Source organism: Rothia kristinae NBRC 15354 (genome assembly GCF_001570865.1).
In the GTDB taxonomy this organism is placed as follows: Bacteria; Actinomycetota; Actinomycetes; order Actinomycetales; family Micrococcaceae; genus Rothia; species Rothia kristinae.
Genome location: NZ_BCSM01000005.1, coordinates 70,873 through 97,007 on the forward strand (window position 1 = coordinate 70,873; position 26,135 = coordinate 97,007).

Annotated in this window: 18 protein-coding genes and 1 riboswitch; of the genes, 7 read left to right on the forward strand and 11 right to left on the reverse strand. The window is 74.0% G+C overall.

Going from position 1 to position 26,135, the window contains the following annotated elements:
• Positions 1 to 59: 59 nt before the first annotated feature.
• Positions 60 to 1,442 carry an NAD-dependent succinate-semialdehyde dehydrogenase gene (locus tag KKR01S_RS04635; protein WP_058743442.1) on the reverse strand — a complete coding sequence of 461 codons (1,383 nt, stop codon included), beginning with the start codon at positions 1,440 to 1,442 and terminating at the stop codon, positions 60 to 62.
• Between the two features lie 163 nt (positions 1,443 to 1,605).
• Positions 1,606 to 1,714: riboswitch (SAM riboswitch) on the forward strand.
• A gap of 62 nt (positions 1,715 to 1,776) precedes the next feature.
• Here KKR01S_RS04635 and metE point away from each other — a divergent pair.
• Entirely contained in the window at positions 1,777 to 5,346 is a 3,570-nt protein-coding gene (gene metE / locus KKR01S_RS04640; protein ID WP_311197645.1) for a 5-methyltetrahydropteroyltriglutamate--homocysteine S-methyltransferase, read from the forward strand.
• A 7-nt stretch (positions 5,347 to 5,353) separates the two neighbouring features.
• Here metE and KKR01S_RS04645 read toward each other — a convergent pair whose 3' ends face one another.
• Positions 5,354 to 5,941 (reverse strand): TetR/AcrR family transcriptional regulator, encoded by a 588-nt coding sequence (locus tag KKR01S_RS04645; protein WP_061225404.1) that lies wholly within the window; start codon positions 5,939 to 5,941, stop codon positions 5,354 to 5,356.
• A 67-nt stretch (positions 5,942 to 6,008) separates the two neighbouring features.
• On the opposite strand from KKR01S_RS04645, the gene KKR01S_RS04650 reads away from it, so the two are divergent.
• Positions 6,009 to 7,265 carry an ABC transporter permease gene (locus tag KKR01S_RS04650; protein WP_058730370.1) on the forward strand — a complete coding sequence of 419 codons (1,257 nt, stop codon included), beginning with the start codon at positions 6,009 to 6,011 and terminating at the stop codon, positions 7,263 to 7,265.
• A 116-nt stretch (positions 7,266 to 7,381) separates the two neighbouring features.
• Here KKR01S_RS04650 and KKR01S_RS04655 read toward each other — a convergent pair whose 3' ends face one another.
• The 3 genes from KKR01S_RS04655 to KKR01S_RS04665 all read right to left on the reverse strand — a co-directional run bounded on the left by KKR01S_RS04655 (position 7,382) and on the right by KKR01S_RS04665 (position 10,547).
• A complete protein-coding gene (locus tag KKR01S_RS04655) occupies positions 7,382 to 8,764 on the reverse strand; it encodes an aldehyde dehydrogenase family protein (protein WP_058730369.1) in 1,383 nt (460 codons plus the stop codon).
• A 126-nt stretch (positions 8,765 to 8,890) separates the two neighbouring features.
• Positions 8,891 to 9,229, reverse strand: a complete 339-nt coding sequence (locus KKR01S_RS04660) for a YrhK family protein (protein WP_081046281.1) — start codon at positions 9,227 to 9,229, stop codon at positions 8,891 to 8,893.
• 70 nt (positions 9,230 to 9,299) lie between these two features.
• Positions 9,300 to 10,547, reverse strand: coding sequence for an Nramp family divalent metal transporter (locus KKR01S_RS04665; RefSeq protein WP_058730372.1), 1,248 nt, complete (start codon positions 10,545 to 10,547; stop codon positions 9,300 to 9,302).
• Between the two features lie 252 nt (positions 10,548 to 10,799).
• Here KKR01S_RS04665 and KKR01S_RS04670 point away from each other — a divergent pair, with 252 nt between their 5' ends.
• Entirely contained in the window at positions 10,800 to 12,152 is a 1,353-nt protein-coding gene (locus KKR01S_RS04670; RefSeq protein ID WP_269148350.1) for a UDP-glucose dehydrogenase family protein, read from the forward strand.
• On the opposite strand, the gene KKR01S_RS04675 is transcribed toward KKR01S_RS04670, so the two are convergent.
• Positions 12,115 to 13,821 (reverse strand): glycosyltransferase, encoded by a 1,707-nt coding sequence (locus tag KKR01S_RS04675; protein WP_131800582.1) that lies wholly within the window; start codon positions 13,819 to 13,821, stop codon positions 12,115 to 12,117. The genes KKR01S_RS04670 and KKR01S_RS04675 overlap by 38 nt on opposite strands.
• Before the next feature lie 828 nt (positions 13,822 to 14,649).
• Complete coding sequence (locus tag KKR01S_RS04680) at positions 14,650 to 15,738, reverse strand: WcbI family polysaccharide biosynthesis putative acetyltransferase (RefSeq protein WP_058750841.1); 1,089 nt, start codon at positions 15,736 to 15,738, stop codon at positions 14,650 to 14,652.
• Positions 15,739 to 15,993: 255 nt separating this feature from the next.
• Between KKR01S_RS04680 and KKR01S_RS04685 the strand changes: the two genes are divergently transcribed.
• The 4 genes from KKR01S_RS04685 to KKR01S_RS04700 all read left to right on the forward strand — a co-directional run bounded on the left by KKR01S_RS04685 (position 15,994) and on the right by KKR01S_RS04700 (position 21,497).
• Positions 15,994 to 18,216, forward strand: a complete 2,223-nt coding sequence (locus KKR01S_RS04685) for a glycosyltransferase (RefSeq protein WP_061225406.1) — start codon at positions 15,994 to 15,996, stop codon at positions 18,214 to 18,216.
• Positions 18,213 to 19,253: a glycosyltransferase family 28 protein gene (locus KKR01S_RS04690; protein ID WP_061225407.1), complete on the forward strand. Its 1,041-nt coding sequence runs from the start codon at positions 18,213 to 18,215 to the stop codon at positions 19,251 to 19,253. The genes KKR01S_RS04685 and KKR01S_RS04690 overlap by 4 nt, the downstream gene beginning before the upstream one ends.
• Complete coding sequence (locus tag KKR01S_RS04695; protein ID WP_058743517.1) at positions 19,250 to 20,113, forward strand: galactosyltransferase-related protein; 864 nt, start codon at positions 19,250 to 19,252, stop codon at positions 20,111 to 20,113. The genes KKR01S_RS04690 and KKR01S_RS04695 overlap by 4 nt, the downstream gene beginning before the upstream one ends.
• 109 nt (positions 20,114 to 20,222) lie before the next feature.
• Positions 20,223 to 21,497: a HesA/MoeB/ThiF family protein gene (locus KKR01S_RS04700; RefSeq protein ID WP_081101560.1), complete on the forward strand. Its 1,275-nt coding sequence runs from the start codon at positions 20,223 to 20,225 to the stop codon at positions 21,495 to 21,497.
• A gap of 65 nt (positions 21,498 to 21,562) precedes the next feature.
• On the opposite strand, the gene KKR01S_RS04705 is transcribed toward KKR01S_RS04700, so the two are convergent.
• The 4 genes from KKR01S_RS04705 to KKR01S_RS04720 all read right to left on the reverse strand — a co-directional run bounded on the left by KKR01S_RS04705 (position 21,563) and on the right by KKR01S_RS04720 (position 26,026).
• Positions 21,563 to 22,159: a DUF1269 domain-containing protein gene (locus KKR01S_RS04705; protein ID WP_058730550.1), complete on the reverse strand. Its 597-nt coding sequence runs from the start codon at positions 22,157 to 22,159 to the stop codon at positions 21,563 to 21,565.
• A gap of 167 nt (positions 22,160 to 22,326) precedes the next feature.
• Positions 22,327 to 23,022, reverse strand: a complete 696-nt coding sequence (locus KKR01S_RS04710; RefSeq protein WP_058730554.1) for a YczE/YyaS/YitT family protein — start codon at positions 23,020 to 23,022, stop codon at positions 22,327 to 22,329.
• Positions 23,023 to 23,192: 170 nt separating this feature from the next.
• A complete protein-coding gene (locus tag KKR01S_RS04715) occupies positions 23,193 to 25,430 on the reverse strand; it encodes a heavy metal translocating P-type ATPase (RefSeq protein ID WP_058730549.1) in 2,238 nt (745 codons plus the stop codon).
• Complete coding sequence (locus tag KKR01S_RS04720; protein ID WP_058730548.1) at positions 25,427 to 26,026, reverse strand: YdhK family protein; 600 nt, start codon at positions 26,024 to 26,026, stop codon at positions 25,427 to 25,429. The genes KKR01S_RS04715 and KKR01S_RS04720 overlap by 4 nt, the downstream gene beginning before the upstream one ends.
• Between the last annotated feature and the right edge of the window lie 109 nt (positions 26,027 to 26,135).

Consider the following 26,135-nt stretch of genomic DNA (forward strand, 5'->3'; position numbering starts at 1 on the left):
GTGGGCGGCGTCGGCGCGCGAGGGGCCGCGGCGGGCGCGACCGGGTGCGGGGTGCGGCCTCAGAAGGACTGGGCGCTGACCCGCACCAGCTTCTCGTTGGTGAACTCCTTCAGGCCCCACTCGGCCAGCTCCCGGCCGTAGCCGGAGCGGCCGATGCCGCCGAAGGGCAGGCCCGCCTGGGTCACCAGGTGCTCGTTGACGTGCACCATCCCGGCCTGCATCCGCCGGGCGAAGCGCTCGCCGCGCTCCAGGTCCTCGGTCCACACCGAGGCCTGCAACCCGTAGTCGGTGTGGTTGGCCAGGCGCAGCGCGTCCTCCTCGTCCTCGGCGCGGTAGACGATCACGGCGGGGCCGAACAGCTCGTTGCAGCCCAGGTCGGAATCCGGGTCCACGTCGGTGAGCAGGGCGGGGGACATGAACCAGCCGGGACGCTCCAGCTTCTCGCCGCCGGTGCGCAGGGTCGCCCCGTTCCGCACGGCGTCGTGGATGCGCTGGACCACCTCGTCCCGGGCGGTTTCGGAGGACAGAGGCCCCATGTCGGCGTCGGGATCGTCCCAGGCGCCCACGCGGATCGCCTCCACGGCCTCCTGGGCCTTGGCGACGAACTCCTCGTAGAGCTCATCGACCACGATGATCCGCTTGGGGGAGGTGCACACCTGCCCCTGCACGGAGGTGCGCAGCCCGACGGCGGTGCGCACCAGCGCGTCCAGGTCCGAGGTGTCCAGGACGACGAACGGGTCGTTGCCGCCCAGCTCCAGCACGGACTTCTTGAGGTTCTTCCCCGCGTTTTGCGCGACGGAGGCCCCGGCCCGCTCGGAGCCGGTCAAGGAGACCCCGCGCACCCGGAAGTCCTCCAGCACGGCGGGGACGTCCTCGGTGTCCAGGTAGAGGTTGATGTAGGCGTCCTCCGGGATCCCGGCCTCGTGCAGGATCTCGGCGAAGGTGCCCGCGGACAGCGGGCAGATGGCCGCCTGCTTCATCAGGATCGTGTTGCCGATCAGCAGATTCGGGGCGGCGAAGCGGGCCAGCTGGTAGTAGGGGAAGTTCCACGGCATGATCCCCAGCAGCACGCCCAGCGGCTCGTGCTCCACGATGGTCTTCTGCGCGCCCTGCGGCTGCAGCTCGGTGGGCTCCAGGACGTCGGGGCCGTGCTCGGCGTACCAGCGGAAGATGGAGGCGACCAGCTGGACCTCCTGCAGGCCCTCGCTCTTGAGCTTGCCCATCTCCCGGCCGATGATCCCGGCCAGCTCCTCGGCGCGCTGCTCGAAGAGGTCTCCGACCTTCGCCAGGGCCTGGGCGCGCTGGGCGATCGGGGTGTCCCGCCAGGGGCCGACGGCGCGGTGCGCCCGCTCGATGATCTCGGGGATCTGCTGGGCGGGCAGGGAGTCGAAGGTCTGCTCGACCTCGCCGGTGGATGCGTTGGTCACTGCGAATTCGGTCATAACCCCTAGTCAACGCCCCGGGTGGGGGACGGTTCCAGGGGTTTTCGCCGTGAGCATGACGACGGGGGCGTCATCCGGGGACGCCGGGCGTCATCGGCGCGTCGCACGGTCACATCCGCGTCCGTTCTTGGCTGGCCGCGGCTGCGCCGGTTCACTGGAGGGGTACCTATCCAGAGCGGCCGAGAGACCTGGCTCGACGACGCCGCAGCAACCACCCCCACCGCCCTCGTGCGACGGTTCGGGAACGGTGCTCCCGCCAGGACCGATGGATACCGTGCGACAGCCGCCGCGGCTGCCGCGATCCGTCGGCCGATCCTGCAGAAGGAGGCCCGACGTGCCCGCCGCACCCCCGACCCCGCCGCCCTCGCTGTCCTACGAGCTGTTCCCACCGCGCGGACCCGCCGCCCAGGACGCCCTGCTGCGCACCCTCGACGCCCTCGCCCCGACCGCCCCCGACTGGGTCTCCGTGACCACCGGGGTGCAGGCCGATCGACGCGCCGGCTGCCTGGACCTGCTGGAGCACCTGGTGCACCACACCCTGTACCGGCCGCTGGCCCACGTGATCGCCACGGGCAGCACCCGCGGGCAGCTGCGGGAGCTGACGGCCCGGATCCTGGACCTCGGGGTGCGCGGGATCCTCGCGCTGCGCGGGGACCGCCCGCCCGGATACGTCCCCGGGCCGGAGGAGCTGCCGTTCGCCCGCCACCTCGTGGAGCTGGTCCGGGAGGTGGAGCGGGAGCACCGCGCCCACCTGGGCGCTGGGCGCCTGGCGGTGGGGGTCGCGGCCTATCCCGTGCGCCACCCCGAATCCCCGAGCGCCCTGCACGACATCGAGGTGCTGCTGGCCAAGGAGCGGGCCGGGGCGGACTTCGCGATCACCCAGGTCTGCCAGGACCCGCAGGACCACGTCCGGCTGCGGGCCCGGGCCGAGCAGGCCGGGGTGGGGCTGCCGCTGGTGGCTGGGATCCTCCCGGTGACCAGCCTGCGCCGCTACGAGAGGGTCTGCGCCCTGGCCGGGCTGGCGGTGGACGAGCGCTTCGCCCACCGGCTGGAGACCGCCGAGAGCGAGACGCAGCGGCGTCGGGTGGGGGTGGCCCGGGCCCGGGAGCAGGCCCTGGCCGCCCTGGACGCCGGGGCGCCGGGACTGCACCTGTACACCTTCAACGAGCATCCCGCGGCCCTGGAGCTGCTGGAGGTCCTGGACCTGCCTCGCCCCTCCCCGACACCCCGCCCGCCCCTGGGCCGACGCAGTCCGGTGGAGACCGCCCGGGGGCACCTGCCCTCCGGCTCCCAGCCCCTGGACGAGGAGATCCTCCCGGCGCCTGCGACCGAGAAGCAGCGCCATCCGGGACCGCCGGACCGTTCCCGCCACCCCGATCACCCCCACACCCGAGACACCCGATCCGATGCCGAGGAGACCACCGTGAGCACCACCGACCGCACCGCCGAGCACACTGAAGAGCGCGCCGCCCTGTCCACCCACGGGGCCGCCGCCTGCCCCTTCCCCGCCGCGACCGTCCTGGGATACCCGCGCATCGGGCCCCGCCGGGAGCTCAAGCGCGCCCTGGAGCGGCGCTGGTCCGGGAACGCCGACGCCGCGGACCTGGCCAGCGAGGTCACCGCCCTGCGGGTGCGCACCGTCGCCCGGCTGCGCGAGCTGGGACTGACCGGCTGCTCCGCGATCCCCGCGTCCTTCGCCCTCTACGACCAGGTGCTCGACGCGATCGTCGCCACCGGGGCCGTGCCCGCCCGCTTCCACGACCTCGCCGACGAGCACGGGCGCCTGGACCGGGAGGCCTCCTTCGTCCTGGCCCGCGGCGACGCCGCCCGCGGGCCCCTGGAGATGACCAAGTGGTTCGACACCAACTACCACTACCTGGTCCCCGAGATCGGGCCGGAGACCCCCTTCGCGGCGAACCCCGAGGAGCTCAAGGGCCAGGTCTACGCCGGCACCTACTCCCCGGCCGACGCCGCGGCCCTGCGCCCGGCCGTCGTCGGACCCGTGACCTTCCTGCTGCTGGCCAAGCCCGAGGACTCCGCCCCGGCCGGCTACGACCCCCTGGACCGGCTGGAGGATCTGCTGCCGGTGTACTCCGAGCTGATCGCGGCCCTGGGGTGCACCGGGGTGCGCTGGGTGCAGCTGGAGGAGCCCGCCCTGGCGGCCGACCAGGACCGGGAGGATCTGCCGGAGCTGGTGGAGCGGGCCTACCGCGTGCTCTCCGAGGCCCGGGCGGCGGAGGACCCCGCCCTGCTGGTCACCACCGCCTACGGGGACGCCCGTGAGCTGCTGCCGGTGCTGGCCCGCACCGGGGTGGAGGCCGTGCACGCGGACCTGGCCTCCGGGCGGCGCGGACTGCGCCGGCTCACCGCCGAGCAGCTCGAGCCCTTCCTCGCCCCGCAGGCCCCGGCGCTGGTGGCCGGCGTCGTGGACGGGCGCAACGTGTGGCGCACGGACCTGCCGGGTGCCCTGGACCTGCTCGAGGAGCTGACCGAGGCCGGCGCCCGGGTGCGGGTGGGCACCTCCACCTCCCTGCTGCACGTGCCCCACGACCTCGAGGCCGAGACCGCCCTGCCCGGCCACGCCCGGAACCGCCTGGCCTTCGCGGACCAGAAGGTCCAGGAGGTGCTGATCCTCGCCCGCGGCCTGGCCGAGGGACGGGAGGCGATCGCCGAGGAGCTCGCGGCGGCCGAGGCGAGCCCGACCGAGCCGGGCCGCAGCACGCCCGACGCCGGGGACCCCGGGCTCGATGCGGCCGTGCGCTCGCGCGCCGCGGCCGTGGGCCCGCAGGACCGCCGGCGGGAGCCGGGACAGGTGCGTCGCGACATCCAGCGCGAACGCGGCGCGGCCGCGGGGCTGGGCCCGGTGCCGACCACGACCATCGGCTCCTTCCCGCAGACCCCCGAGATCCGGCGGGCCCGCGCCGAGCACCGGGCCGGGCGGCTGTCCGAGGAGGGCTACCGGGATCGGCTGCGGGAGGAGATCGCCCGGGTGATCCGGCTGCAGGAGGAGCTGGGGCTGGATGTGCTGGTGCACGGTGAGGCCGAGCGCAACGACATGGTCCAGTACTTCGCCGAGCACTTCGAGGGCTTCTCCGCGACCGAGCACGGCTGGGTGCAGTCCTACGGCTCTCGCTGCACCCGCCCCTCGATCCTGTGGGGCGACGTCTCCCGGAAGGGGGAGGGGGTGCGCGGGGAGGCCTTCACCGTCCCGTGGATCACCTGGGCGCAGTCGCTGACCGAGCGCCCGGTCAAGGGGATGCTCACCGGCCCGGTCACGATCCTCGCGTGGTCCTTCGTCCGGGAGGACCAGCCGCTGGCCGTCACCGCGGACCAGGTGGCCCTGGCCCTGCGCGATGAGGTGAGGGATCTGGAGGACGCCGGCATCGGCATCGTGCAGGTGGACGAGCCGGCCCTGCGCGAGCTGCTGCCGCTGCGTCGGGAGGACCACGCCGCGTACCTGGAGTGGGCGGTGCAGGCCTTCCGCCTGGCCACCTCCGGGGTGCGCGCCGAGACCCAGATCCACACGCACCTGTGCTACTCGGAGTTCGGGGAGGTGCTCGCGGCGATCGACGCGCTGGACGCCGACGTCACCAGCGTGGAGGCGGCCCGCTCCCGGATGGAGCTGCTGGCCCCGCTGGCCGAGTCCGGTTTCGACCGCGGCATCGGGCCGGGGGTGTGGGACATCCACTCCCCGCGGGTGCCCGCCGAGGAGGAGATCCGGGACCTGCTCCAGGCCGCGGCGCGGGTGGTGCCGGCGGATCGGCTGTGGGCCAACCCGGACTGCGGGCTGAAGACCCGGGGATACCCGGAGACCGAGGCCGCGCTGCGCCACCTGGTGGCCGCGGCCGCGGCGGTGCGTCGGGAGGCCGCGGCGCGTCCGGAGGAGGCGGTGCCGGTGGCCTGAGCCCCGCTCAGTCCTCGGGCAGCAGCTCGACGATCCCCTCCAGGAACTCCGGGGTGTCCAGTCCCGGATCCACCGAGATCCGCACGAAGTAGCCGTGCATGAGAGCCAGCAGCCCGTCCGCGCGGCGCCGGGCCAGCTCCTCCGCGGGCCCGGCGTCGCCCTGACGGCGGGCCCAGGGCAGCAGGGCCCCGGCCATCAGGTCCCGGACCCGCCGCAGGTTGCCCCGGGCCAGCTGCGCGATCCGGGGGTCCAGGACGGCCTCGGACCACAGCTGCAGGAACATGCGCATCAGGTCTCGGTCCACGACGTCGCGCGGCACGGTGCGGGCGATGCCCCGGGGGGTCACGGCCTGCTCCGCGCTCGCGGCCTCGGCCAGGATCCGCTCGGCCCGCTGAAGGGTGCGCTCGGCGGTGGCCTGCAGGATCTCGTCCTTGGAGGAGAAGTGGGAGTAGATGGATCCGGCCGAGAGTCCGGATTCGCGGATGATCTCGGCCATCGAGGTTCCGGTGAAACCGCGGCGGCGGAAGCAGGCGGCGGCGTCGTCGAGGATCTGTCGGCGGCGGGCGTCTCTGGTCTCATCGGTCAGGCGCGGCATACACAGAGAATACCCGTTCTGTTATGGTGTTCCCAAACAGAACAGGCATTCTTTACGAGGAGCATCCATGTCCGCACCCGAGCAGGCCGCCGCGGCACCCGCCGCCTCCCGCCGGATCCACGCCCCCAGCTCCTGGCCGCGGGCCGGGATGGTCGCGCTGATCTGCGCTGTCGTCGTGACGATCATCGTCCTGGCCTTCACCTGGCCCACCAAGACCCAGGAGGCCAAGGACCTGCCCATCTCCGTGGCCGGGCCGCAGGAGCGGGTCCAGCAGCTGGAGGACACCCTGGAGCAGGCCCGCCCCGGGGTCTTCGATTTCCACGAGGTCTCGAGCCGGGACGACGCCGAGCAGCAGATCCGCCGGCAGGAGACCGTCGGGGCCATCGTCTTCTCCGATGACGCCCAGCAGCCGCCCGAGATCCTCAAGGCCACCGCCGCCGGAACCGTTCCCGCGCAGCTGATGACCGCCCTGGGGGAGCAGCTGCAGTCCCAGATCCGGGCCGGTCTCCAGCAGCGGGCCGACGCGGCCCAGCAGCAGCTGCAGGCCTCCGGCGCCCAGGCCTCCCCGCAGCAGATCCAGCAGGCGGTGGGCCTGCAGAAGGCCGCCGCGAGCACCAAGGTGACCGTGACCGACGTCGTCGGCCTCTCCGACGAGGATCCCAACGGCGCCGGCTTCACCGCCGCCTCCTTCCCCCTCGTGCTCGGCGGGATCATCGGTGGCGTGCTGGTGAACACCATGGTGCACGGACTCTGGCGGCGCCTGTTCGCCGCGGGGGCCTACGCCGTCGTCGCGGGGCTGAGCCTGACCCTGATCCTGCACACCTGGTTCGGCTTCGTGCAGGGAGGCTTCCTGGTGGACTGGATGGTCTTCATCCTGTCCGTGCTGGGCACCTCCAGCTTCATCCTGGGCTGCACCGCGCTGATCGGCAACGCAGGGATCGGTCTGGGCGCGGTGATCACGATGTTCCTGGGCAACCCGCTGTCCGGTGCTCAGGTGCCCTGGCAGTTCTACCCGCACCCCTGGGGCTGGATCGGCCAGCACCTGGTGCCGGGTGCGGCTCAGCACCTGCTGCGCAGCGAGTCCTTCTTCCCCGACGCCGACACCGCCGAGCAGTGGTGGACCCTGATCTTCTGGGCCCTGCTGGGTGTCGCCCTGACCGTGGTGGGCTACCTGGTGCACCACCACGGCAGGACCAGCGATGTGTCCGAGGAGCAGTGGGAGGAAGCCCACGAGGGCGGGGCCCGCGGTGCCGAATCCGCGAGCAGCGTCGCGTCTCAGGCCGGTGCCGCGACTGCCGCGCCGCGCCATCGGGCCGCCGGCTGACTCCACCCCGGCGCCGCTGAGCGCCCCCGTGCCGCGAGCCGGCGCCCCCGCCCTTCCGGATCCGCAGATCCGAGGGACGGGGGCGCCGGCTCGTTCGTGGCTGGTCCGGGGCGGGGCTACAGCTCCTGCTCGTGCACCCGGAAGGTCTTCTCGTTGGTGAACTCGCGCAGGGCCCACTGGGCGCCCTCGCGGCCGTAGCCGGAGAGGTTGATCCCGCCGAAGGGGAACTCCGGACCGGACTCCATGTGCGCGTTGATCTGCAGCATGCCCACCTGCACCCGCTCGCCCACGCGGCGGGCCCGCTCCACATCCGTGGACCACACCGAGCCCATCAGGCCGTACGGGGTGTCGTTGGCGATGCGGATCGCGTCCTCCTCGTCCTCGGCCTTGAAGATGTTGACGATCGGCCCGAACATCTCCCGGCAGCCCATGTCCGAATCCAGCGGGGCGTCGGTGATCAGGGCGGGGGACATGAACCAGCCCGGCCGGTCCAGCTTCTCGCCCCCGCAGTGCAGGGTCGCGCCGTCCTTCACGGCCTGCTGCACGGACTCCACGAGCTCATCCCGGGCGGATTCGGAGGACAGCGGGCCCATGTCCGTGTCCTCGGCGTCGTAGTCACCGACGACGGTGGCCTCCACGGCCTTCTTGGCCGCGGCGACGAACTCGTCGTAGATGTCCTTCAGCACGATGAAGCGCTTGGGGGAGGTACACACCTGCCCGGCGTTGGCCAGGCGCAGGGACACGGCCTTCTTCGCCAGGGCCGCGACGTCGTCGGTGTCCAGCACGATCAGCGGGTCGTTGCCGCCCAGCTCCAGCACGGAGCGCTTCAGGTGCTTGGCCGCGATCCCGGCGACCGCGGCCCCGGCCTTCTCCGAGCCGGTCAGGGAGAAGCCCTTCACGCGCGGATCGCCCAGGACCACCTCGGCGTCGGAGGAGTCCATGTACACGTTGGTGTACACCCCCTCCGGCAGCCCGGCCTCCACCAGCAGATCCGCCAGGGCCTGGGAGGACTTCGGGCAGATCGCCGCCTGCTTCATGATGATCGCGTTGCCGACCATCAGGTTGGGCAGGGCGAAGCGGGCCAGCTGGTTGTACGGGAAGTTCCACGGCATGATGCTCAGCAGCACGCCCAGCGGGTCGTGCTTGACGACGGTGCTCACCCCGTCGGAGGGGTGCAGCTCGGTGGGGGCCAGGAACTCCTCCGCGTGCTCGGCGTACCAGCGGGCGGTCGCGGCGACCTTCTTCACCTCCGCGATGGTCTGCGGCTTCGGCTTGCCCATCTCGTGCCCGACGATCTCCGCCAGCTCCTCCTGGCGGGCCTCGAACAGGTCCGCGAAGCGGTTCAGGATCTCCCCGCGCTCGGCGTAGGACCGCTGGGACCAGTCCTGGTAGGCGGCGTCGGCGCGGTCGACCACGTCCTTCAGCTGCTCCTCGGTGAGCGAATCGAAGGTCTCCTCGACCTCGCCGGTGTTGGGATTGGTGACTGCGAAAGTGCTCATGGTCCCCAGTCAACCGCGTGACGCGCACCTCGTCCAGGGCGTGACCAGGGATTTCGGCCTGGGCGGACGGCCCGGATGGACGGCTCGGGACGGAGGCCTGACGACGGCGGACGGGTGCCCGGGGACTCAGAAGTCCCGGGCGGTCTCCGGAGACAGGGCCGGGTTGATCCGCTGCAGGTGGATGCGGCGGGTCAGGCGGATGCACGGGCGCACGAGCATGAGCACGGAGCCGGCCACGAACAGCCACGTGCCCGCGACCATCGTCGCGTCGCTGAAGAACAGGAAGGAGCCGATCAGGAAGATCAGCCCGATCAGCACGTCGTTGACGATCGAGAGGGTCTCGTACAGTCCCCGGATCACCAGCTCGTCGGGTCCGATGCGCAGCTGGATGGGGCGCTGGCCCTGCTCTCCGGCGGCGGGGGCGGCGGCGGTGCGATCCTCGGGGGGTGCGGTCGAATCTGCCATGGGCACATGCTCGCACATCCGCGCGAACCCGACCCGCCGGGCGCCGACCCGCCGTGCCGCGGCGTCGGGCTCAGGCCAGCCCGACGGCGGTCAGCCACACGAGTGCCGCGTTCAGCGCGATGATCGCCGTCGTCGCGGCCCACGCCAGAATCGTCATCCACCGCGGATTCGCGTGCTCGCCCATCAGGGTCCGGTCCGCGGTGCAGCGCACCAGCGGGATCAGGGCGAAGGGGATTCCCAGGGACAGCGCCACCTGGCTGAGCACCAGGGCACGGGTGGGGTCCCAGCCGGCGGCGAGGATCGCCAGCGCCGGGACCAGGGTGATCACCCGGCGCGCCAGCAGGGGGATGCGCAGCTGCAGCAGCCCGGCCATGATGTCCGCCCCGGCGTAGCAGCCGACCGCGGTGGAGGCCAGTCCGGAGACCAGCAGCCCCACCGCGAAGACGACGCCGATCCCGGGACCCAGGGCCGCGGTGACCGCCGCGTGCGCGCCCTCGATGCTGTCCGTGCCGGGGACCCCCTGCAGATTCCCGGCGGCCAGCAGCAGCATCGCGATGTTCACGGACCCGGCGATCACCAGGGCGAAGACCACATCCCAGCGGGAGGCCCGCAGCAGGGCTCGACGCCGCGCCTCGGCCTGCTCAGATCCCGGCTCCGCCGCGTCGGCGTCGGCCCCGGCGTGGTCCACGGACAGCCGCGAGTGCAGGTAGATCGCATGGGGCATGACCGTCGCACCCAGCATGCTGGCGCCGAGCAGCACGGAGTCCGCGCCCTCGAAGCGGGGGATCAGCCCCGCGGCGGTGGCCGACCAGTCCGGCGGGGCGGCGAACAGGCCCGCGGTGAATCCGATGGTGATGATCAGCAGCAGCCCCATGATCACGTGTTGGAAGGGCCGCTGCCCGTGGCGGGACTGGATGCCCAGCAGCAGCATGGACACGATCCCGACGATCAGCCCGCCCCAGACCAGCGGCAGCCCGAACAGCAGGTGCAGCGCGATGGCCCCGCCGATGACCTCCGCGAGGTCCGTGGCGGCCGCGATCAGCTCGGCCTGGGCCCAGAACAGGCGCCGGGGGACCGGGCGCAGCCGACGCCCGAGCAGCTCCGTCAGGGAGGCGCCGGTGACCACCCCGAGCCGGGCGGACAGGTGCTGCACGAGCACGGCCATGAGGTTGGCCAGCACCAGCACCCACACGAGCAGGTAGCCGAACCGGGCCCCCGCGGTGAGGTTGGCCGCGACGTTGCCCGGGTCCACGTAGGCGATGGCGGCCACGAAGGCCGGGCCGAGCAGGCGCCAGCCCCGCCGCGAGGTGATGCTCATGATCTCACCGTAGTCCGGCCACGGAACGGTCCGGACGGTCCGGACGCCCCGGGGGATCCGGGAGGAGGCCGGTGGCCGGCCGGTGACGCGCAGCCGACGCCGCGGCATCGGGCGGGGGAACACCGGGGACCGCCCCGGGCCGAGCCCCCGGAAGCGGCCGCTGACCTGCGATGATCGGTCCCAGGAGTCCGCGCGCGGCGGGCCTTGAGGAGAGGAGCGCGGATGCGCATCGCGGTGTTCGGGTCCGGGTAAGTGGGACTGGTGACGGGGGCCTGCCTGGCCGAGGGCGGGCACCGCGTGGTGTGCGTGGACGTCGACGTCGAGCGGGTGGAGCGCCTGCGCGGCGGGGACTGCCCGATCTGGGAGCTGGGCCTGGCCCCGCTGCTGTCCTCGGGGCTGACCTCCGGGCGGCTGGCCTTCACGACCGAGGCGGCCGAGGCCCTGGATCAGGCGCAGGTCGCGCTGATCGCGGTGGGCACCCCGCAGGGTGCGGACGGGGCGGCGGATCTCACCGCGGTGCACGCGGTGGCCCGCACCATCGGCCGGTGCGCGGACGGGGACCTGCTGGTCGCTGACAAGTCCACGGTGCCGGTGGGCACCGCCGCGGCGGTGCGGGAGCTGATCCGCGAGGAGCTGGAGGCGCGCTTCGCCGAGGGGGCGGCCCCGAGGATCGGGGTGTGCTCGAACCCGGAGTTCCTCAAGGAGGGTGCTGCCGTCGCGGACTTCACCCACGGGGAGCGGATCGTGATCGGGGTGGAGGATGCCCGTGACGAGGAGACGATGCGGACCCTGTACGCGCCGTTCAACCGGCAGCGGGACAAGATCATCGTCATGGACCCGGCGTCGGCGGAGCTGACCAAGTACGCCGCCAACGCGCTGCTGGCCACCAAGATCAGCTTCATGAACGAGATGGCCGGGATCGCCGAGGCCACCGGCGCCGATATCGAGCGGGTGCGCCTGGGCGTGGGCTCCGATCCCCGGATCGGCTACCCGTTCCTGTACGCGGGGGCCGGCTACGGCGGGTCCTGCTTCCCCAAGGACGTCGCCGCCCTGGCCCACACCGCGCGCGCCGTCGGGGTGGATCCGGGGCTGCTGGAGGCCGGGATGCGCGTGAACGAGCGGCAGAAGGAGCGGCTGGGGCAGAAGCTCGCCGAGCTGCTGCCGGACCCGGAGGGGGCGCGGGTCGCGGTGTGGGGGCTGAGCTTCAAACCCCGCACCGACGACGTGCGCGAGGCCCCCTCGCTGGCGCTCGTGGAGCGGCTGCTGGCCGCCGGGTGTCGGGTGCGCGCCTACGATCCGGCGGCCGGGGACACCTTCGCCGCGGCCCTGGCCGCGCGGCTGGGGGTGCGCGAGCTGCCGGAGGCCTACCAGCCGGCGCTCACCCGGGAGGATGCCCTGGAGGGCGCGGACGCGCTGGTGGTGTGCACCGAGTGGGAGCAGTTCCGCGCCTTCGACGCGCAGCTGCTGACCTCCCGGATGGCCGGGCGGGTGATCGTGGACGGGCGGAACCTGTGGGACCCGGAGCAGGTGGCGGCCGCGGGCTTCGCCTACGCCTCGATCGGGCGGGTCACCACCCGGCCCAGCGCCGCTCCAGATCGGGACTGAGCGGGTAGGGCCCGACCGCCGCCGCCATCCCGGTCCCCACCGGGTGGCCCGCCCGCTCCAGGGCCGCGGCCCGGGCGCTGACCAGCTCGGCCGCCACGGCGTCGGCCACCACGGCGTCGCCCGTCTCCTGGGCGGTCCCGGGCAGCAGCAGCCGAGCCCGCCGCTCGGCACCGCCCCGGGGCCCGTCCTCCGCGGCGGCATCCAGCTCCCGCAGCGTCCCGGCCAGCCCGGCCGGGTCGAACAGGGCGCGCACCGCGAGCCGGAAGCGCGGGGCGGGCTCGCCCTGCACGGGCCGCGGGATCGGCGCGGCGCGCACCCGGGGGTCCGCGGCCAGGACCTCCGGAACGCCGATGTCGGGCGGCAGGTGCACCGCGGCGTCGGGCACGGCGGCCAGCAGATCCGCGATCCACGCGCTCACCCGGTCACTGGGGTCCCCCTCGTCATCCAGCGCCGGGCCGGTGAGGTCCGCGATCAGCTGCGGGACGGGGAAGACGACGCCGGCCGGGCGGGTCCAGGGCGCGGGGATGCGCACCGCCAGGGCCCGGGTCTCCCGGTTCTTCACCGCTTTCTGCTCCGGGTCCTCCCGGCCGCCGCGGGCGGCCCAGTCCGGTCCGTCGTGCACCGCCCGCGCTTCCGGGACGTGGCGGAAGGCCGCCCCGGCCTCCCACAGCCGGTGGGCCAGCTCCCAATCCTCCCCGCCGTAGCCGGTCAGGGACTCGTCGAATCCGCCCACGGCCAGGAAGGTCCACCGGCTCACCCCCAGCACCGCGGAGATCACCGCCTGGTGGGTGCGGGCGTCCCCGCCGGCGAGATTCCGGGTGCGGTGGTGGATCTGCTTCAGCCAGGTCGGGGATTCCAGCGGCCGACCGGCGTGGGGACCGGTCAGGTGCGCGTGATCCCGGCGTCCCGTGCTCACCTGCGCGGTGCCTGCCAGCAGCGGGGCGCACAGCGCCGCGAGGTACCCCGGATCGGGGACGGTGTCCCCGTCCAGGAACGCCAGGACCCGGCCGCGAGCGCGCCGGGCCCCGAGGTTGCGCGCCGCCCCCGCCCGGAACCCCCGATCCTCCTGGCGCAGACCCACCACGGCCTCGGGCAGCGTCGGGGCCGCCGGGGAGCCGTCGTCCACGACGATCGTCTCCGCGGTTCCGAGGCCCTCCTGCCGGGCCAGGGCGGCCAGCAGCAGCTCGAGTCGACGGGCCGCCAGGGTCCCGGTGGCCCCGGGGGTCGGATCGGGGGCGCCGTCGTCGTAATAGGGGATCACCACGCTCAGCTCGGGCTGATCCGGGGCGAAGAAGGCGGCGTAGTCCCGGGCGGCCTCCACCCGGCCGTGGGGCAGGGACCCGGGATCCTCGATGCGGGTGAGACCGGGATCCGCGAGGACCTCGCGCAGGCGGGTGAGCAGCTCGCCCGGCGCGAGGGGCAGCACCGTGCCCGGGCGCAGCTGGGCCATCTCCCGGATGTACCGGGAGTCCGCGCACACAGGGCGGCGCCCGAGGCCGATCCACGAGTTCACCGAACCGGAGGCGGACAGGTGCCGGTGCAGGCACAGGGGGGCATCCACCGCCCCCAGCACCGCGGGCAGCTGCGGCTCCGGGACGTATCCGGTGATCCGGAAGATGACCCCCCCGCCGCTCGGCTCGCTCCCGCAGCGTCTCGGCCATCTCCTCATGTCCGGCGGCCGTCCGCCCCACGGCCAGCACCACCGGCGGTCCGGCCGGCACCGCCGGGGATCCGACGAGCGCGGCCGCGGCATCGATCGCCTCCTCGTGGCCCTTGCCCGGGTACACGAAGCCGAAGATCCCCAGGACCGGGCCGTGCCCGGCCGGCAGCCAGCGGTCCAGCGGGTCCGCCGCATCCCCTCCGGTGCTGGAAGACTCCGCGGTCGGGCGGGACGCCGCCCCCTGGTCGGGTCTCCGTTGGATACCCGTGGAGGTCCCAGGGGCGGTCCGCGCGGCGGGCGGATCCGGCAGGGGCAGCGGCACCACGGCGATCCGCGGTGGGCGGGCCCCGGGGCCGGGGGCCGCCGGGACCGTCCCGTGTTCGGCGAGCAGGGCCAGCTCGTGCCGGGAGCTGACCACGACTCCGGCCCCGGCCGCCGCGGCGATCCGGGCGTAGGCCCTCCGCCGCCGCGGCAGGTTCCGCGGGCCATCGCTGGGTTGGGGGATGTCGTGCAGGGTCGCGGACAGCCCCGCGCACGCGGCGGCCACTCGAGCCACCCGCTCGGCGGCCTCCTCGGGGCTGGGACCGAACAGCGCCTCCGTGACGTGCAGGTGGACCCGGCGCCCGGCCAGACGCGGCAGGGCCGCATCCAGGGCCGCGGGGTCGGGCACCCGCAGCACGGGGGCGCCCAGGGCCGCGGCCAGGTCCAGGGCGCAGGCGCTGACCCCGTGCTCGGGCGGCCCCGGCACCACGTGCAGCGGCAGAGCGGGATCCCCGGGCGTCGGGGTGTGGGTCGCCTCGCTGCCGATCGCCTCGGGCGACGCCTCTTCGGGCCGGGTCATCCGCGCGCCTCCGGTCGGCGGCGTCGGGCGCCATCCAGGGCCTCGGTCAGTCCCAGCAGCTTCAGGGTCCCGGCGTGGCGGGCGAGCCCGGCATCCACGAACCCCGGATGGCGGGTGTACCAGGCCAGCTGCGCGCGGGCGACCTCCTCCTCGGGGACCCGGACGCCGTCCACCTGCCAGCCGGGACCGGACCACTGCTGCGCGGGCACCCCCGGAAAGGCCGCCCGGGCGGCGGCGGTCACGGGGGCGCGGATCCCGCCGAGCATCTGCGCGTCCGGGGCCTCCGGGGCGGGGTCCAGGGCGAACCCGGCCTCGGCCAGGCGCCGGATCACCAGGGGGGCCACGCCGGTCAGGAAGGCGTTGGTCGGGTGGTTCAGCGTGTGGTGGGTGCGCTGCGCGGGCAGCATCGCGGCCAGCACCGCGGAGGCCGCCACGGCGTCGTGGGCCCGCTCCCGCCGGCGCATCCGCATCAGGGAGTCCGCGGTCAGCCGCCCCACGGCCGCCGGGTCCACGGCCCCGGTCAGCTCCTCGACCAGCCGCAGGGCCCGCGGGAAGGGCAGCCTCCGGGCATAGCGCCGGGACTCCCGGGCCGCCAGCAGCAGGCGCAGGTCGTGATACGGGACCACCGGCGGGTCCACCGACCCGGCGCAGGAGGGCCGGACCGTCACCTGGAACGGGAAGATCCCCGCGAAGCGCAGCACGGGGAAGACCACGACGGGCGCCCCGGCGGGCAGCAGGGCCGCCACCTGCTCGGTGCCCACCGGCAGGTCCCGGTAATCCGCGCGCACCGGCTGGGTCACCAGCGCCTCGGCCCGCCCGGCCAGGCGGGCCAGATGCCCGAGGTCCTCGGTCTCCAGCTCGTGCACCGGCGGAACCCGTACGGCGCAGGCCCCGGCCGTCTCCAGCAGCCGCCGCACGGAACCGGCCTGGCAGTTCCCGTGTACGAGCACCACCGGGCGCCCGGCGGGAGCCAGGGGGCGCAGCCCATAGAACTCGCCGAAGTGCTCCCGGCGGGCCCGCGCGGCATCGGCCGCGGCGGGGGGCGGAAGCGGGGCGGCGGGGCGGTCCGCAGGGGTGGTGAACATGGGCTCATGCTACCGGGATCCGCGCCGTGAGCTGCGTGATAACATCGCCGTATCCCCAGGTGAGACCGGGCTTTTCCGGGTCCGCGGCCTGATCGTCGCGCCTACCCGGTGCTGGCGGCCGCCCGCTTCCCTGACGGCCCATGCAGACCGTCACCACGAGGAAGGTGGGTTCGTGTCCCCCGATCGCGCGCGCATCCCCGCCCGCGTGCTCTCCGTGCCCTCCCACCACCCCTACATCCAGGCGGTCCTGGACCCGTGCGCCGTGAGCAGGTCCTCCCGGATCCGGGCGCGGCGCGCGATGAGACCGCCGCCTGGCGCCCCTCGCCGGTGCTGGACCCGCGGTGGATCCGCCGGCACGCGGAGCGCTTCGACATCGTCCATGTGCACTTCGGCTTCGAGGCCTGTGATCCCCGGACCATCGAGGCCTTCTGCCGGGAGGTGCGCGCCTGCTCCCGGCTGCTCGTGCTCACCGTGCACGACCTGTCCAACCCGCAGCTGCCCGCCGAGCATCAGGAGGGCTTCCTCGCCTGTCTGGATGCGCTGGTGCGCCACGCGGACCAGGTGCTCACCCTCACCCCCACGGCCGCCGGTGAGATCGAGCGGCGGTGGGGGCGCCGCGCCGTCGTCGTGGAGCACCCGCCGCTCCTGCTGGGTCCGGACGCCGCCGCGGCCCCGAGGATCGCGCCACCACGCCGGGAGGACCCTGCGCAGGCCCCGGCGGGCCCGGCCCGGTTGGGCGTACTCCTGAAGGACGCCCGGCCCTCCCTGGACCTGGAAGCCGTGGCGGGCCTGGCCGAGGTCCTGGATCAGCCGCCGGCCGCCGACGGATCGGGTGCCCGCCTGGAGATCCTGCACCACGGCCGCTTCCGGGCCGGCCGGGAGGAGGCCGTCGCCGCCCTGTTCGCCCGGCTGGCCGACCGGCCGACGGCGCGGCTGCTGCGCACCGGGCGCCTGGACGACGCCGCCCTGGATGCGTGGCTGCGCGGGCTGGACGCCCTTGTGCTGCCCTACGGCCACGGCACCCACTCCGGTCTGCTGGAGCTGGCCTGCGACCTGGGGGTGCGCGTGCTGGTCAGCGACCGGGGGCACTTCGCCGCCCAGCGGCCCGGTGTCGTGAGCGCCGTCGACCTCCACGACCGCGCCGCCCTGGGACGGGCCGTGGAGCAGCTGCTGCGCACACCCCGCCCCGCCCCGATGACCCGGGCCGAGGCCCGCCACCGGATCACCGCGGTGCGCGCCGAGCACACCGCGATCTACCGGAGCCTGCTCGCCCCGCGGGCCCTGGAGAGCGCCGGCGCCCGACTGCGCATCCTCGTCCTGGCGGGGTTCCGCTACCCCCTGGTCCAGCCGCACCAGGGCGGCCTGGAATCCCACGTCTGGTCCCTGGTGCGCCAGCTGCGCGCCCGCGGACACCTGGTCCTGCTGGGCGCCCCCGCGGGCTCGGACTTCCTGGACGCGGGCATCCCCGAGCTGACCTGGCCCCGCTTCACCTGGCCCGTGGACCAGGCGCGCACGGATGCGAGCCTGCCGGAGCCGATCCGACGGCTGCAGGACGAGGCGCTGGACCGGGCCCTGGACTGGCTTCAGGCACATCCGGGCGCCGTCGATGTGGTGCACCATCATGCCCTGTGCGCCCGTGCCCACGAGCGGGCAGGCGACCTGCCCGTGCCGCTGGTCAGTACGCTGCACACCCCGCCGCTGCCGGAGCTGGTGGAGCCGATCCGCCGGGCGGCCGGGCGCGGCGCCGGGCCGGGGGGTCCGGAGACCCTGGTCGCCGTCTCCGAGCACACCGCCGAGGGGTGGCGCGCCCAGGGGGTCCCGGCCCGCGCCGTGCCCAACGGGGTGGACACCTCCGCGTGGACCCTCGGGGCCGGCGGGGAGAGACTGTGCTGGTTCGGGCGGATCGTGCCGGAGAAGGCCCCGCACCTGGCGGTCCTCGCGGCCGCCCGCCTCGGGATGGGACTGGATCTGGCCGGGCCCGTCGGGGATCCCGCGTACGCCGCTCAGCTGGCCCGGCTCTGCCGGGGCCGCGATGTGCGGTGGCGGGGGCCGCTGCGCCAGGCGGAGCTGGCCGACCTCGTCGGCTCCTCCCTGTGCACCCTGGTCACCCCGGTGTGGGATGAGCCCTTCGGGCAGGTGGTCCCGGAGTCCCTGGCCTGCGGCACCCCGGTGGTGGCGGTGCGCCGGGGTGGGCTGGGGGAGGTCTTCGACCGCACCGAAGGGGTCCGGCTGGTCGCCCCCGCCGAGGATCAGGACCGCCTCGCCGCCAGGCTGGCGCGGGAGGTGCGCGTGCTGGCCGCCGCCCACCGCGACCCGGAGGAGCGGGCCCGGCTGCGGGGCCTGGCCCGGGAGGAGGCGGTGCGCCGGTTCTCCTTCGAACGCACCGTGGACGCGCTGGAGCGGGTATACCGGCGCGCGATCCGCGAGCGCGGCCGCACCGCCCGCCCCTCGGCGGCACCGCGGGAGGTGCGGGCGTGATCGGCTGGTATCTGCACCATCACGGGGCCGGGCATCTGCAGCGGCTGCGGGCCATCGCCGCGCAGCTTGAGGCCGAGGTGACCGTGTTCAGCTCCCTGCCTGCCCCGCAGCTATCCGTCACCACCCGCAGCGGGCCGGTGGGCTGGATCCAGTTGCCCGAGGATTGGACACCGGAGACCTTCTGCCCGGATCCGAGTACCGCAGATCCCGTGGCCGGGGGATTGCTGCACTGGGCGCCTCTGCATCACCGAGGACATGCCTCCCGGCTCGCCGCTATCGCCGCGGCCGCCACGGATCTGGAGCTGATGGTCGTGGACGTCTCCGCGGAGGTTGTGCTGCTCGCCAGGTTGCTGGGGGTTCCCGTGGTGGCGGTCACCCAACCAGGAGAGCGGACGGATCTGACTCACCAGCTGGCCTATCGGGCCGCCACCCGCATCCTGGCGTCTTTTCCCGGACCGGATCGGGTTGGACGAGCCGTGTTGGCCAAGGCTGCCCCGCACGTTCTCGAGTTCGCCGAACGCACGGTGTTCACCGGCGGTATCTCCGCGTTGGATGAGACGGCTGGGCCCGCACAGGAGAGGGCTGATACCGTCGCGGGCTCCCGGGTGCTGTTCGTCGGATCCCGCGGCGGTTCTGCGATGACCGCGGAGGCGCTGCGTCCCCTGCTCGCCGCGAGCACCTTCGCTGGGGAGGTGGTCGGGGTCCCCGGCTTCCCGTGGGTCTCGGATGTGCGGAAGCGGATGGCCGAGGCCGACGTTGTGGTGATCAATGCGGGGCTGGGATCTGTGGCCGACGTCGCCCGGTTGGCCCGGCCCGCCGTCGTGCTGGCCCAGGACCGGCCCTTCGGAGAGCAGAACGCCACGGTGCGGTTGCTGCGGGGCATCGGCGTGGTGACCGCCTCCGGCATGCCGGAGATAGGTCAGTGGGATGCTCTGGTGGACCGTGCTTTATCCGCCGGGGGCCCGGCTTGGGGCGGTTGGCAGGTGAGAGGCGCTGCGGATCGGGCGGCGCGGGCAATCCAGGAGCTGGTGGAATGAGCCGCGCGCGCACCGCAGTACTGACCCTGGCCAGTGTGGAGCGGATGCCGCACGTGCGTCGTCAGCATGCCGCCCTTCGGCAGTACCATGGCGACCGCCTCGAGGAGGGGAGTCTCATTCATGTGCTGGCTCTGCTCGGGGATGCCCCCCGGGAGGTCGTCGAGAACCAGGGCTGGCAGGTGGTCCCCGTGACGGAGGGACTGTGCGGGGGACGGGCCAACCTGGCCCGAGCGCGCAATCTCGCCGCGGCGGCAGGGCGGAGAGCCGGGGTTGGCCTGTTGGTCTTCCTCGATGCGGACTGTCTTCCGGCTCCGCGCATGATCGAGCGCTACGAGGCCGCTGCCGCCGCCTTCCCGCAGGCCCTGTTGGCGGGTCCGGTCACCTATCTGGAACCGGAGGAGACCCAATGGGAGTTGACGCGGATCGTCGCTCACCCCCACCCACACCCGGCCCGCCCGAATCCGGCCGACTGCCAAATCCGGTTGACCCGGGTGGTGGAGCACCCCCGGGAGGCCTGGGAGCTGTTCTGGTCCCTGTCGTTCGCGGTGCGTCCCGAGGTTTACCTCCGGATCGGAGGCTTCTCCGAGGAGTACACCGGGTACGGAGGGGAGGACACGGACTTCGCCTACAGCGCCCATAGCGCGGGGGTGGACCTGGCTTGGGTGGGTGGGGCCCATGCCTTCCACCAGTACCACCCGGTCTCCTCCCCGCCGGTAGAGCACCTCACGGAGATCCTCGACAACGCGAGGCTCTTCCACAGGCGATGGGGTGTGTGGCCCATGCGCGGGTGGCTGGAGGCATTCGCCGAACGTGGTCTGGCCCGCTGGGATCCGCAGCGCGGTTGGCTGCTCGCTGAGTGACCGCATGCATGACTGTTCTCCGCCCCGGGACCCTTTTCCCGCCGGAATGGTCGAAGGGCCCGCGGGGGAGGACAATGGGGGCGGCGCAGTCCCATTCGTAGGAGGTCCCATGCCCGTCGCCCCGGAAGATGCCGGCGTGGTCCTGCCGCCCACACGGGCAGGGGGCGCGGGTCGGGCCCCGTCCCCGCGCTACCGCAGCCCCGATGACCTCACGCAGGCCCAGCTCGAGCGCTTCCGACGCCACCTGAGCCTCACCGGCTTCGGCCCCGAGCCCCAGCTGCGCCTGCTCAACGCCCACGCCGTGGTGATCGGGGCCGGCGGCCTGGGAGCGCCGGTGCTCAGCTACCTCGCCGCGGCCGGGGTCGGGCGGATCACCGTGATCGACGCCGACGTGGTGGAGCGCTCCAACCTGCACCGGCAGGTGATCCACGGGGAATCCGTCCTGGGCCGGCCCAAGACCGCCTCCGCCGCCCGGACCGTGCGGGAGCTGCACCCGGAAGCCGAGGTCACCGAGATCCGCGAGGTGCTGGATGCCGGCAACGCCCTGCGCCTGCTCGCCGGGGCGGACGTCGTGCTGGACGGCTCGGACAACTTCCCCACCCGCTACGCCGTGGCCGATGCCGCGGAGATCCTGCGCGTGCCCGTGGTCTACGGGGCGATCCTGCGCTTCGACGGCCAGGTGAGCGTGTTCTGGCCCGGACGCGGACCCCTCTACCGGGACCTGTTCCCCACCATGCCCGGCCCGGGGGAGGTGCCCAGCTGCGCGGAGGCCGGGGTGATCGGGGTGCTGCCCGGGGTGATCGGCACCCTCATGGCCACCGAGGCCGTCAAGGTGCTGGCCGGGGTGGGCGAGCCGCTGATCGGGCGGCTGCTGTTCTACGACGCCCTCACCGCAGGCTTCCGCGAGGTGCCCTTCGCCCCGGATCCCCGGCGTCGGCCGGTCACCCGCATGGGCGCGGCCCGGGACTACGACGCCGCCGCGTGCGCCGTCCCGTCGGCTGACGAGGCCGCGCGGCCCGCCGCCTCCGCGTGCCCGGCGCGGGAGTCCGGACAGATCCCACCGGAGCGGCTGCGGCGCTGGCGCGCGGAGGAGGAGGCCCCTCTGGTGCTGGACGTGCGGGAGGCCTGGGAGCACCGCCTCGGGGCCATCCCGGGCAGCCCGCTGCTGCCCCTGGGGGAGATCCAGCGGGATCCCGCCGCGGCCGCGCACCGGGTGCGGCGCCTGCGGGAGCAGACCGGAGCGGGAGGCGGCCCGGTGGTGCTGTACTGCCAGGCGGGGGTGCGCTCGCGGCGGGCGCAGGAGGCCCTGGCCGCGGCGGACCCGGACACCCCGTGGCTCAGCCTCTCCGGCGGATACGACGCCTGGGAGCGCGAGGACGCCTGAGCGCGCCGGCGGCGCCCCCGGGCCCCGGCCCGGCCCCGGGCGGCGATGCCCGGGCCCGGCGGGGATCAGGCGCTGCGGAAGCGGCTGCGCAGGCTCTCCACCCGATCCTCGAACTTCTCCCTGCGCTCGGCCCGGCGGGACTCGCGCAGCTGACGGCGGGCGGCCTCCGCGGCGGCCTCGGCCGCGGCCTGCTGGGACTCCATCTCCGCGACCACCTCGTCGGTGGGGCGGCGCACGATGCTCCCGCCGCGCTCGGCGACGAAGGCGTCCAGGGCGGCGGTGTCCGGCTCATCGGTCTCCAGCACCAGGGCGTTGCGCCCGGGCTGCACGGTGCGGCCCAGCTCCTCCAGGGCGGAATCCGCGCTCTGCGCGCGGTCCAGATCGAACAGTCCGCCCAGCATGGCCCCGGTGCCCAGACCGAAGATCATGCCCAGCGGCCCGCCGAGCACCCCGATCATCATGCCGATGAGGCTGCCGCCCGCGGTCCCGGATCCGATGCCGGGATCATCCCCCTCGGGCACGCGCAGCCGGCCCTGCTCATCCCGCTCCACGAGGGCGGTGGAGCGGACCAGGGAGGACAGAGAGGAGCCGCGCAGCTCGGACAGGGCCTGATAGGCGGTGGCGTCCTCGGGGAAGGTGACGACGGCGGCGTACTGGGTCATGGGGAACCTCCTGCGGTCTCGCGGGGCCGACATCGGAAACGCGCGGCGGCGCTGGAGCGGCCCGGGCCCGCCGGACCGTGCCCCGTCTGCCCTCAGTCTACTCCGCCGGAGCCGCCTGGACAAGACCCGGCCCGGAGGGGTCGGTCGCGGGGGCGACGTCGGGCGGCTCAGCCCTCCGTGGGGTCCTCGCGGTGCTCGTCGCTGCGCAGGTGCTCCGGCAGGAGGCCCACCAGGCGGCCCACCAGCACCGAGTTCACCTTCTGGGAGAACGCCTCGATCAGGGGGCCGTTGAAGAAGGCGGTGGCGAAGGTGCCCACCCCCACGGGCCCGCTGCACAGCCAGGCGGAGGTCACGGTGAGGATGTCCTGCACCGTGCGCACCCAGCGGTAGGAGAAGCGGGTCTTGTCCACGATCATCGGGGCGATCGCATCGTACGGGGCGGTGCCCACCCCCGCGGACATGTAGGCGCTGGCGCCGAAGTCGAACACGGCGATGCCCAGGAGGAAGAACAGCGCCTTGCCGCCCAGTCCCAGGTCATCCGGGATGACGGGATCCAGCAGCGCGGAGAACCAGGTGATGAAGTACCCGGTGAGCACCATGTTGATCACGGTGCCGACGCCGATGTACCCGCGGCCCCAGATCACCACGGCGACGATGAGGATGGCGTTGGCCAGCAGCTGCCAGGTGCCCAGGGACCACCCGATGAGATCGCTGATGCCGGTGTTCAGCGCGGTGAACGGGTCCACGCCCACCCCGCCGTCCAGCATGATGGCCGCGCCCAGGCCGATGACGGCCACCCCGACCAGGGCGTAGGCGGAGCGCAGCGCGATCTCGGCCGCGGACAGGTGCTTCCCGTGGGTCATGCTCGCCACGTCGGGCCTCGTTTCGGGTCGGAAGGGCCCGCCGTGGGTGCACACGGCGGGGGACGACGGCGCGGCGGCCCCGTCGGCGGGATCGTCCCACCGTAGCCCCGCCCCCGGCCGGGGTCCAAGGCGGGGGCGGGGCTGGGATGACGTGATCTCCGTCCCCGGGGCTATGCCGTCCCGTGGCGGTGCTGGACCTCCTGCGCCTCGGTCCTGTCGGCGCCGCGGCGCTGCAGGATCCGCTGCGCGCTGGCCTCCGGGGAGAGATCCAGCCGGCGCAGCAGCTGGGCGTTGGCCGCGACCACCACGGTGGAGGCGGACATCAGCAGCGCGCCGACGCTCATCGGCATCAGGAAGCCCACCGGGGCCAGGACCCCGGCCGCCAGGGGCACGGAGACCAGGTTGTACCCGGCGGCCCACCACAGGTTCTGCCGCATCTTCCGGTACGACGCCCGGGACAGCTCGATCACGGACAGCACCGAGCGCGGGTCCGAGGAGGCCAGCACCACCCCGGCCGAGCCGATCGCCACGTCCGTGCCCGCCCCGATGGCCAGGCCGACGTCGGCCCGGGCCAGGGCGGGGGCGTCGTTCACGCCGTCGCCGACCATCGCGACCCGGCGGCCCTCGCCCTGCACCTGCTCGACCTTCGCGGACTTGTCCTCCGGGCGCACCCCGGCGAAGACCCGGTCGATGCCCAGCTTCCCGGCGACATCCTGGGCCACCGCCTCGGCATCGCCCGTGATCATCGCGACCTGCACCCCGGCGGCGTGCAGCGCCTCCACGGCCTCGCGGGACTCCGGGCGGACCTCGTCGGCCAGGCGCAGAGCCCCGGCCACCGTCCCGTCCACGACCACGTGCAGGATGATCGCGCCCTCATCGCGCCAGGAGGAGGCCTGGGGCAGCTCCTCGAGGTCGTGCTGCTCCAGCAGCCGCGGGCCGCCGACCTCCACCGTCGCGCCGTCCACGCTCGCGCTGACCCCGACCGCGGGGGAGGAGGTGAAGTCCTGCGCCTGCGGCAGCCGCACGGAGCGCTTCCGGGCGGCGGCGAGGATCGCCCGGGCCAGCGGGTGCTCGCTGTCCTGCTCGGCGGCCGCCGCCAGCCCCAGCACGCTCTCCTCCTCCCGGCCCTCGGCCGGGTCCACCGCGGTGACGGCCGGCTCCCCGCGGGTCAGGGTCCCGGTCTTGTCGAAGAACACGGTGTCCACCCGGCGCATGGCCTCCAGGGCGGAGCGGTTGGAGATGAGCACCCCCGCCTTCGCGGCGCGCTCGGTGGCCAGGGAGACCACCAGCGGGATCGCCAGGCCCAGGGCGTGCGGGCAGGCGATGACCAGCACGGACACGGTGCGCACGACGGCGTCGTCCGGGCGACCCAGCGCGAACCACACGATCGCGGTGATCACCGCCGCGCCCAGCGCGAACCAGAACAGCCAGGCCGCGGCCCGGTCGGCCAGCAGCTGGGCGCGGGTCGAGGAGGACTGGGCGTCATCCACCAGCCGGCGGATCCCGGCCAGGGCCGTGTCCTCGCCGGTCGCGGTGATCTGCACGCGCAGCCCCGAGTCGGTCGCGATGGTCCCGGCCACCACGTGCTCGCCCTTCCCGCGGCGCACGGTCCGGGACTCCCCGGTGACCATGGACTCGTCCATCGCGGCGGCGCCCTCGAGGATCGTCCCATCGGCCGGGACGGAGGAGCCGGGACGCACCAGCACGACGTCGTCCACCGCCAGCTCGTCCGGGGAGACGGTGACGACGTTCTCGCCCTCGACCTTCTCCGCCTCATCCGGCAGGAGGGCTGCCAGGGAGTCCAGGGCGGAGGAGGTCTGGGCCAGGGAGCGCATCTCGATCCAGTGGCCCAGCAGCATGATCACCACCAGCAGGGCCAGCTCCCACCAGAATTCCAGACCGGAATCCAGCAGGTGCAGGGTGGCACCCCAGGAGGAGAGGAAGGCGACGGTGATGCCCAGGGAGATCAGCAGCATCATCCCGGGGGACTTGCTGCGGATCTCGGAGACGGCGCCGCTCAGGAAGGGCTTCCCGCCCCAGACGTACATCACGGTGCCCAGCACCGGGGCGATCCAGCGGACCCACTCGGCATCGGGCAGGGAGTAGCCCAGCAGGTGGGCGAAGCCGTGGCTGAACACCGACACGGGCACGGCCAGCACCAGCATGATCCAGAACAGCCGGCGGAACATCATCACGTGGTGCTGCATGTGCCCGCCGCCGTGCCCGGCGTGCCCGCCGTGGTGGTCGTGCCCGGCGTGCTGATCGTGTCCGCCGTGCCCGGAGTGCCCGTGCCCGCCGTTGTGCTGGTCGCGGTGCTGGCCGTGGGACTCGCCGCCGGCGTGCTCGTCGTGCCCGGCGTGGGGATCGCTCCCGGCGTCGCGGTGGTGGGTGCTCTCCTCGGTGCTCATCGGCTCTCCATCTCGCTCTGCACGACCCAGCGGTGGTTGGTCACGGTCTGTCCGTCAGGGGTCGTGTAGTCGACGATGTAGACCGGTTCGTCGGTGGAGGAGACGATCGTGGCCTGAGCCCCGTCCATGCCCTCCATGTGGTCGGCGTCCAGGGTGACGCGGGTGCCGTCGGCCAGGCGCTGGGAGCCGGCGTCGCGGATCTCCTGCTGCACGACCCAGCGGTGGTCCTTCACCTCGGGCCCGCCGGTGGTCGGGGTGTAGTCCACGGCGTAGGTCCAGGTGTCGTAGGCCCCGACGACGGTGGCTTCGGCGCCCTCCATGCCCTGCATGTGATCGGTGGTCAGGCGCACCTGGGAGCCCACCGGGTAGCGGGGGTTCTGGGCCGTGGGGATGTCCGTGGGCAGCGGGTCCCCATGGGAGTGGGCGTGGTCCATCCCGGACATGCTGGCCGCGGGGGAGGCGCTGGCGGAGGACGCGGCGCCCGTCGCGTGCTCCGCGGGGTGGGAATCGGCGTCGCCGCCGGCGGAGCAGCCGGCGAGCAGGACGACGGCGGCCGCGAGGGAGGCCGCGGCGGGGGCGGTGCGCAGATGCGGCATGGCGATGATGGTTCCTCTCGGTGCGGTGGGTCCTTCTCCTTTCAGTAGTACACCCCCTGTCAAGTACCCCCAGGGGGTATTCACGGGCGGTGGGGGCAGACGGCCGATC